Origin of the sequence: Mycobacterium asiaticum, assembly GCF_001673365.1 — a bacterium.
Classification (GTDB): Bacteria; Actinomycetota; Actinomycetes; order Mycobacteriales; family Mycobacteriaceae; genus Mycobacterium; species Mycobacterium asiaticum_A.
Genome location: NZ_LZLS01000084.1, coordinates 23,118 through 29,297 on the forward strand (window position 1 = coordinate 23,118; position 6,180 = coordinate 29,297).

Annotated in this window: 6 protein-coding genes and 1 pseudogene; 4 read left to right on the forward strand and 3 right to left on the reverse strand. The window is 63.2% G+C overall.

Annotated features, from left to right (window positions below):
• The first annotated feature begins 152 nt into the window (after nucleotides 1-152).
• The 3 genes from A5634_RS08825 to A5634_RS08835 all read left to right on the forward strand — a co-directional run bounded on the left by A5634_RS08825 (nucleotide 153) and on the right by A5634_RS08835 (nucleotide 2,266).
• Nucleotides 153-851 carry a hypothetical protein gene (locus A5634_RS08825; RefSeq protein ID WP_155769442.1) on the forward strand — a complete coding sequence of 233 codons (699 nt, stop codon included), beginning with the start codon at nucleotides 153-155 and terminating at the stop codon, nucleotides 849-851.
• Nucleotides 852-924: 73 nt separating this feature from the next.
• The gene (locus A5634_RS08830; protein WP_065143668.1) at nucleotides 925-1,752 is read left to right on the forward strand and encodes a hypothetical protein; all 828 of its coding nucleotides are present in this window, start codon (nucleotides 925-927) and stop codon (nucleotides 1,750-1,752) included.
• A gap of 13 nt (nucleotides 1,753-1,765) precedes the next feature.
• On the forward strand, nucleotides 1,766-2,266 hold the full coding sequence (locus A5634_RS08835; protein WP_065143669.1) for a hypothetical protein: 501 nt from the start codon (nucleotides 1,766-1,768) through the stop codon (nucleotides 2,264-2,266).
• A 13-nt stretch (nucleotides 2,267-2,279) separates the two neighbouring features.
• On the opposite strand, the gene A5634_RS08840 is transcribed toward A5634_RS08835, so the two are convergent.
• The 3 genes from A5634_RS08840 to A5634_RS08850 all read right to left on the reverse strand — a co-directional run bounded on the left by A5634_RS08840 (nucleotide 2,280) and on the right by A5634_RS08850 (nucleotide 5,059).
• The gene (locus A5634_RS08840) at nucleotides 2,280-3,053 is read right to left on the reverse strand and encodes an ESX secretion-associated protein EspG (RefSeq protein WP_065143670.1); all 774 of its coding nucleotides are present in this window, start codon (nucleotides 3,051-3,053) and stop codon (nucleotides 2,280-2,282) included.
• A 53-nt stretch (nucleotides 3,054-3,106) separates the two neighbouring features.
• On the reverse strand, nucleotides 3,107-4,318 hold the full coding sequence (locus A5634_RS28120) for a hypothetical protein (RefSeq protein WP_065143671.1): 1,212 nt from the start codon (nucleotides 4,316-4,318) through the stop codon (nucleotides 3,107-3,109).
• Nucleotides 4,319-4,699: 381 nt separating this feature from the next.
• Nucleotides 4,700-5,059: a hypothetical protein gene (locus A5634_RS08850; protein WP_065143672.1), complete on the reverse strand. Its 360-nt coding sequence runs from the start codon at nucleotides 5,057-5,059 to the stop codon at nucleotides 4,700-4,702.
• 195 nt (nucleotides 5,060-5,254) lie between these two features.
• On the opposite strand from A5634_RS08850, the pseudogene A5634_RS08855 reads away from it, so the two are divergent.
• Nucleotides 5,255-6,180 (forward strand): annotated as a pseudogene (locus tag A5634_RS08855) (hypothetical protein); the annotation flags it as partial.

A 6,180-nucleotide genomic window follows, 5' to 3' on the forward strand; every position in this document is an offset into this window, starting at 1 on the left:
CCGCAGTGTTGCCCAAATACGCTGTGTGACTGTGCCTTTCATCGCGGGCAGGTGCTGACACCGGCGAGGGCCGGGAAATTGCGGAGGTATTTGTGCCGCAGCGACTGCTAGCCTTCGCAATTGATTTCAGATCGACGGGGGGTTTCGACATCGTGTCCCATTCGGTACCGGCGATCAGCCGTGCGCAGGCCATAAGCAACCGGCAGTCTGCCGCGTCGCGGGCTTTTTGGCTTTTCATGCTGACGGCCTTCGGGGCTGTCACCGCGGCCGTGGGGATTTCCTTCGCGGTCGTGGACCCGTCCGCCGCACCGGCCTGGATCGCCTCGTTGATCGGTGTGGGATGTGCTGTGGCCGGATTCGTCGGTTGCCGCCGGGTCATGCCTCGGGTGCGATACCGGATCACCACGGTCTTCTCAGGTCTGCGGTTGGTGGCGGTGTTGGGCTGCGTTGTGCTGGCAATCTGGGGTCTCGGTGCCGCGCATCTGATTTCGGGGCGCGTGGCGAAAAGCGTGATCATTGCGGCGGTATTGGGGGCGCTCGTATTTCATCTGTCCACCTCGACGTTATTCATGGGGGACTGCAACGGCCTGCTGTTCCGAAAGACGTTGGTGCACTGGGATTCCGTCGCGCAGGTGGTGTACACCGTGGGTGCCGGCGCGGGCACCGTAGAGATCGGGGCTCGGTTGCGACCCGGGGTCAACATAAAGGCGATGCCCGTGCGGGACGGACAGGTCTTGGTCGACTTGCCAGTGCGGACCGTGGTGTCGCGCAGCAAGTTCGACGTGGACAGAATGCGCTGGGTGCTCAATCAGTCTGGGCGCCAAGACATAGCGCTCGTCCAATTACCGTGACGGGCCAGCGGCATCGGCTGGGATGGTGCTGTCGCGCAGCACGTTCGACGCGGCTGTTGGATAAGGTTGCTTCGTGAATGTCGACGCCGCTGCCGGGGGAGCGGCCGCCGACCGCCGTCTAGTCGAGGACGCGGTCACGACGCTGCTGGGAGAAGCGCCGCCAGGCTGGGCCCGACTGCATGTCGAGTTTGTGGCCGAGCCTGCGGAAGTTTCGGCCGCGGTGACGACATCGGATGGCGGGCCGGCACCGCTGTCGGTACCGAACGAAGTAATCGAAGCACTGAGCGAATATCATCGTCAGGCCGCGTTCAGCGGGTCGAACTGGCGGCGATTGGTCATCGATTGCGCTGCTGACGGTCGCCTTTCGACGCGGACCGACCCGGGCGCGTCACGTGGTCCTCGCCGCTGGCCGCGGCGTTTATTGGCGGCAATCACACTGACGTGCCTGACCGCGGCGACGGTCGTGTTCGTCGTTGGGTGGCGATGGTCCCCGCCGCCGCGCGCGGACATGATCGCCGTGCCGCCACCCTCACCTCGACAGCAGCAAGTCTTCGAGGTAATGACGCGCTGGTATGACGCGGAGAATCGGGCGGACGGTGCGGCCCTGCGAAAGCTGGCCTGTGCCCGCCCCAGAGCGCATGTCGAAGACGAGATTACAGCCTTCGAACAGAACGGCAGGTTCGACGGCATTGCCTACTTAGAGGCCATCACCGGTTTTCGTGACGAGGGTGCGCAGGTTTGGGCCATGATCGCGATACGAGTGCACCCGGTAAGCGAGCGGCAGCGGCAACTCAGCGACGAGACGCTGAAGGATGGCGGCTTCTTTTTCGATGCGTACACGTTTGTGCAGGAAGACGGCGAACTGAAACTCTGTGACGCAGACAAGGCGCCACTGCATTGAGTCGTGGATCATCGTGGCGATAACGCAGGATGACGGCGCGCTACGCGGCCCGCGCCGATGCTCCAGTTGGGTCTGGACTGCGATCTGGGGTGTCGCTGCGGCGACATCGATCGCCCTGTTGGTGGTAGCCATCGCGGGTCGCGCGCACGGTGGCGGGCCGACTCTGCGTCCGATGGCCGCCAGCGAGTCGATGTCGGACGAGCAGGCCGGCTCCGTGGCCGCCAACACCGCGCGGGTCTGGATGAGGGAGCGTAACGAGCGGCATCTGGCCAACCTGGAAGCGTTGTCGTGTCCGGAAACTCACGATGGTGCGTTGGCGCATGAGATCGACGCGGTTAGACACGGCGACTCGATTCAAAAGTTCGAGCCCTCCGCCGTCGCGAGGTTCACCCGCGACGGCCCCGTCTGGACCATCGACGTCTTCAACGCCGGTGGCGGCGGGGAAATGTTCATCTTCCAGATCAGAAATGGCGAACTGCTGGTCTGCCAAATAGATTCGGCCCCGATACCCTAACGGCCCGCCTGCGTCACCCGTCCCGGAAACGGCGCAGGATGGCGACGTCGGCAGCGATCAGGTGATCGATCCGTTGCCTGAGCTCCTGCCGAGTCATCGGCTTGGCGTACCGGTAGCCCGGGACGTAGACGTAGTCCCCATCGTCGGCCAGGCTTATCCAGACGACCGCATCTTTCTGCTGATCGACCCCCCAGTCCCGGGCTGGGCGGCTGTGACTCTGCACCGTCGCGTAGGCGCTGACCGCCGTGCTGGATAGCACGATCGGTGACGCTGCGTCCAAGCCATGATCGACGTCATCTCCCTCATGCCGGTCACGAAGTGCTTGCGGGACATATTCGGATATCACCACGGCTGGACGGCCGCCGGGTTTGCCGAGGTCCACCGATGCGGCGATGGCCGGACCCAGATCGTACGGCGACAAGGTGAAGATATCGACAGCATCGTCTGGGCGCTGGATTGCCAGGAACCCGCGTTGGCCTGTCCGGTGGGCGAGTATTCGCTCGGTCGGAGTGTCCCCGGCGAAGTGCTGCACCCGGCATTCGACCCGCAAGTCTGCTTCGGCGAAGCTTGTGAACCACTTCTTGAAAATCATCAAATCGCCGTGGTTGAAGCGATCGGGTATGGACCTGGCGTAGGCGGTGTACTCGTCGAAATAGGTGAAGCGCTCGGGCTGGGTCGACAGGAACGGGAACGGGAGAAACTCGCCACCCATGAATTCGTTGATGATCCTCAAGTCGACGAGGTCGATGCGGCCAAGCTGTTTCAAATCGACTGTGTCGGTTCGCATTACATCAATCTTGTTGTTGGATTGCGCTGTGCCGCGCAACCGGTCAGCCGCAGTCAGGTTGGTGGATCGGGGTTTACCCTACGGGGTTCCTCGCCGATCACCGAGGTGACCGCATCGGCTTCGCCGACCACTTCTTCGCCGTGTTTCGCCGATCGCAGCGCCTTGCTCGCTTTGTGTGTCTTGTCGCCGCCAGCGCCTCGGTGGCCCGCGGCTGGTGCGCCGGCGGCTCCAGGTGCACCCGCGCCACTCACACCGGCGCGAGATGCCTGCGCGGCGGTACTTCCGGCGTTGGCTGATGTCGCCACCTTTGCCGGAGCCTTGAGGTTCGGCGCTTCCCGCCCGCCGGTACCGCCGCCACCTCGCCCCGCGGTTCCCCCACCCGTCTTCGCCGCGCCCGGCAGGCCTTTCGGGCCTAGTCCCAGCACGCCCGCCGGGAGGCCATCACCTCGCTGGGCACCGGTGAGCGCGTCGAGTGCCTTCTGACCCGCATCGGCGGCCTGGCCGCCCGCCTTCTGAGCCTGGTCGCCGGCTTGCTTGGCGGCGTCGGCGGCGCCATTGGCCGCGTCAGTGGGAATCTGCGGCATCGACGGTGCTTTCGCGTGATCCGGTCCGCCACCATTCGGTGACGCCAGAGCTGGGATGTCCCCGGTGTTGAGTCCTCCTCTTGGCAATCCGACGGGTACGCCGCCGCCCGGGCCGCCCGGCGACCCGCCGCCTGGACCGCCCCTTCCTGGACCGGGTGAGGCCACCTCGGGAAGCGCGCTGGTGATGCTGGGATGACTCTGGGCAATTGTGTCGATCGGTGGCCGGTATTGCGCCATGATGGGCGCAACTAGCGCATTCAGCTCATTCAACCTCTCTTTACTGGTCGGGTCGTCGGGATTTTTCATCGCTTGGCGATAGAGTTCCCAGTTCTGCGCGAAATTCTTTTTTGTCGTCGCGAGATCGTTGAAGAACGCATCGACAAGAATCTCCATCGTCCGCGCGTGATCGCGCATTTGGTCGAGCACGTGAAAGGACCGTTGCAAATTGGCGCGTAATGCATCGCCGAATTGGCCCTCAATTCCACTGTCCAACGACTTCACGGCCCGTTGTAACCGGTCGTTGATGCTATTGATCGTCCCATCCCACCCGGTGTTTCCGGGTCCTCGTTCGGTCACATCCTGCACGGCCTTGTATCCGTCGAAGTAGGTGGGAATCGGATCAGCCGGGACAGCCCGTACGTTCTTGAGGTTCAGCCCCGCCGTGGTCTTTAATTGGTCCAACTTGTTCTGGGGGGCAGTTACCGCTCGATTGACGGGAGCCCCGGGTGGTGGGCCAGGCAAATTTGGCGGCGGAGGGGACAGGGGCGCACTCGGTGAGGGCAGGTTGGGAGCGCCCTTAGGAGCGTTTACCAGTTGACCGCTGGGTGTGAATGAACCCGGCGGAGCGATCTGTCGCAGAGCATTGAATGCTTCGTCGGGAACTTCGGCCTGCAGGCCGTGCGGCTGATTCAAAATAGTTTGCAGGGGCTGCCCCAATACCTGCAGTTTGGCGTCTGCCGGATGCGCGGGATCCCACCCCGGGTGAGCTTGTCGGACAGCGTCGATTGCAGCCAATAAGTCTTCGTAAGTAGCCATTAAAAGGCGCCTTCAGTGCTCTGACTGCTAACCACCGGGCGTATCTAAAGCCTGAATGTTCTTGCGTGCAGCGTCCGTGGCAGCATGAACCGCATTGAGATATTTGTGGAATTGATGCACCGCGGTGATGAATTCGCGGATATCGTCCTGGAGATGATCTCGGGTAGCGACTGCAGACTCGAATGTTCCGACACTTGCGCTGGCTAGCCAGGTATGCAGCCCGTCGGCGCCGTTGAGCTGACTTGCCAACATTGCCTGAGCGGCGTCGACCTCACCCAGAAATGTCGTTACCAGCGCGTCGTTTAAGTGGAGTTGCGTGGGATTAGCTGAAAGCCAGCCGCCCATCTGCCTGGTCAAGTCGACGAGACTGCGATCGTCTTGTCCCATCAAAGTCCTCCCCTCGTCAAGCCGCGGAGATCATGCCTGTTGGCCCCCATTTGATGAACTATCCGCGATGCGTTGCTTTGAGCGTAAGCCATCTCGGCACGTAATGACCGCAGTGAATATCAGCACCGAGCCGCAGCCCGAGCTCGTCTGGTTAGTCTGGCCGTGCGTTGTTGGCAGAAGCGGGAGGTGGCATTGGTGTCGGGTGAGGGTCCGCCTCCCGGCGGGTATCGCTGGGTTGAGCCGTCGGAGGCAACGACGCGCCGTAGCCGTCGTTGGTGGTGGGCGGCTGCGGCTGTCGTAGCGGTGTTGGTGCTGACCGGTGCCGGGGTCTGGGTGTGGCGGGGGCAGTCGCCTGGCGGCCATCGGGATCAACGCGGGCAGGCGGGGGTGGAGCAGTCCGCGCCGCCGATTGGTACACCCAAGGACTTGCTGGTTTCGTTTGGGTTGGACCGCCAGCCTGTGCCGGGGTGGCAGGCCAAAAACACTGACTTGGGGTTGCCGCCCGATGCGCCACTGGGTGACCTGTTTGCCAGCAGCGGGGATAAGGCGTATTTCCTGTCGCAGTTCGTTGACTTGCACTGCCGCGCATCATGCCGGCCGCCGGCGGCGTGGGTCTATGGCGTCGACACCCGCACTGGTGCCCGGTTGTTCGACCCGCTGCCGTTACCGAACTTCAAGTACGAGGTCAGGTGCTTCGGGAACGGTCCAGGTGTGGCGGTCTGCTTGAAAGCACTGCAACCGCTGACCGCGTGGGTGATAGACCTGGACAAGGGGAAACTGACCTACACCGGGCCCACCGACATCGACCCCAGCGCCTACCCGGGGCAACCTGAGCCGCACGCGATTGGGACCTCGACAGGGCAGACCCGACTAGTCGCCACCATCGCCGGACAGGGTGTCTACGGAGTCGGATCCCGTGCCGAACGAACCTGGTACATACCCGGCAACGGGTTCCTATCTCCGACCGAAGATGAGGTGGCCGACGACATTCCGGCGCCGACGATCGCGGTGTCGTCAGGGCGCGGTGACGATTCTGACCGAGTGTTCTCGGTCATCGACGGCACCGATTTAACGCCCGTTGCCGGGTATGTACCAGGTTCGTTCGGCACGGGATCCGACTC

Bases quoted from the DNA above. Each gene is read 5' to 3' on its own strand.
- A5634_RS08850 (WP_065143672.1), bottom strand. From the start codon at position 5,059: ATGGGACAAGACGATCGCAGTCTCGTCGACTTGACCAGGCAGATGGGC.
- A5634_RS08840 (WP_065143670.1), bottom strand. From the start codon at position 3,053: ATGCGAACCGACACAGTCGATTTGAAACAGCTTGGCCGCATCGACCTC.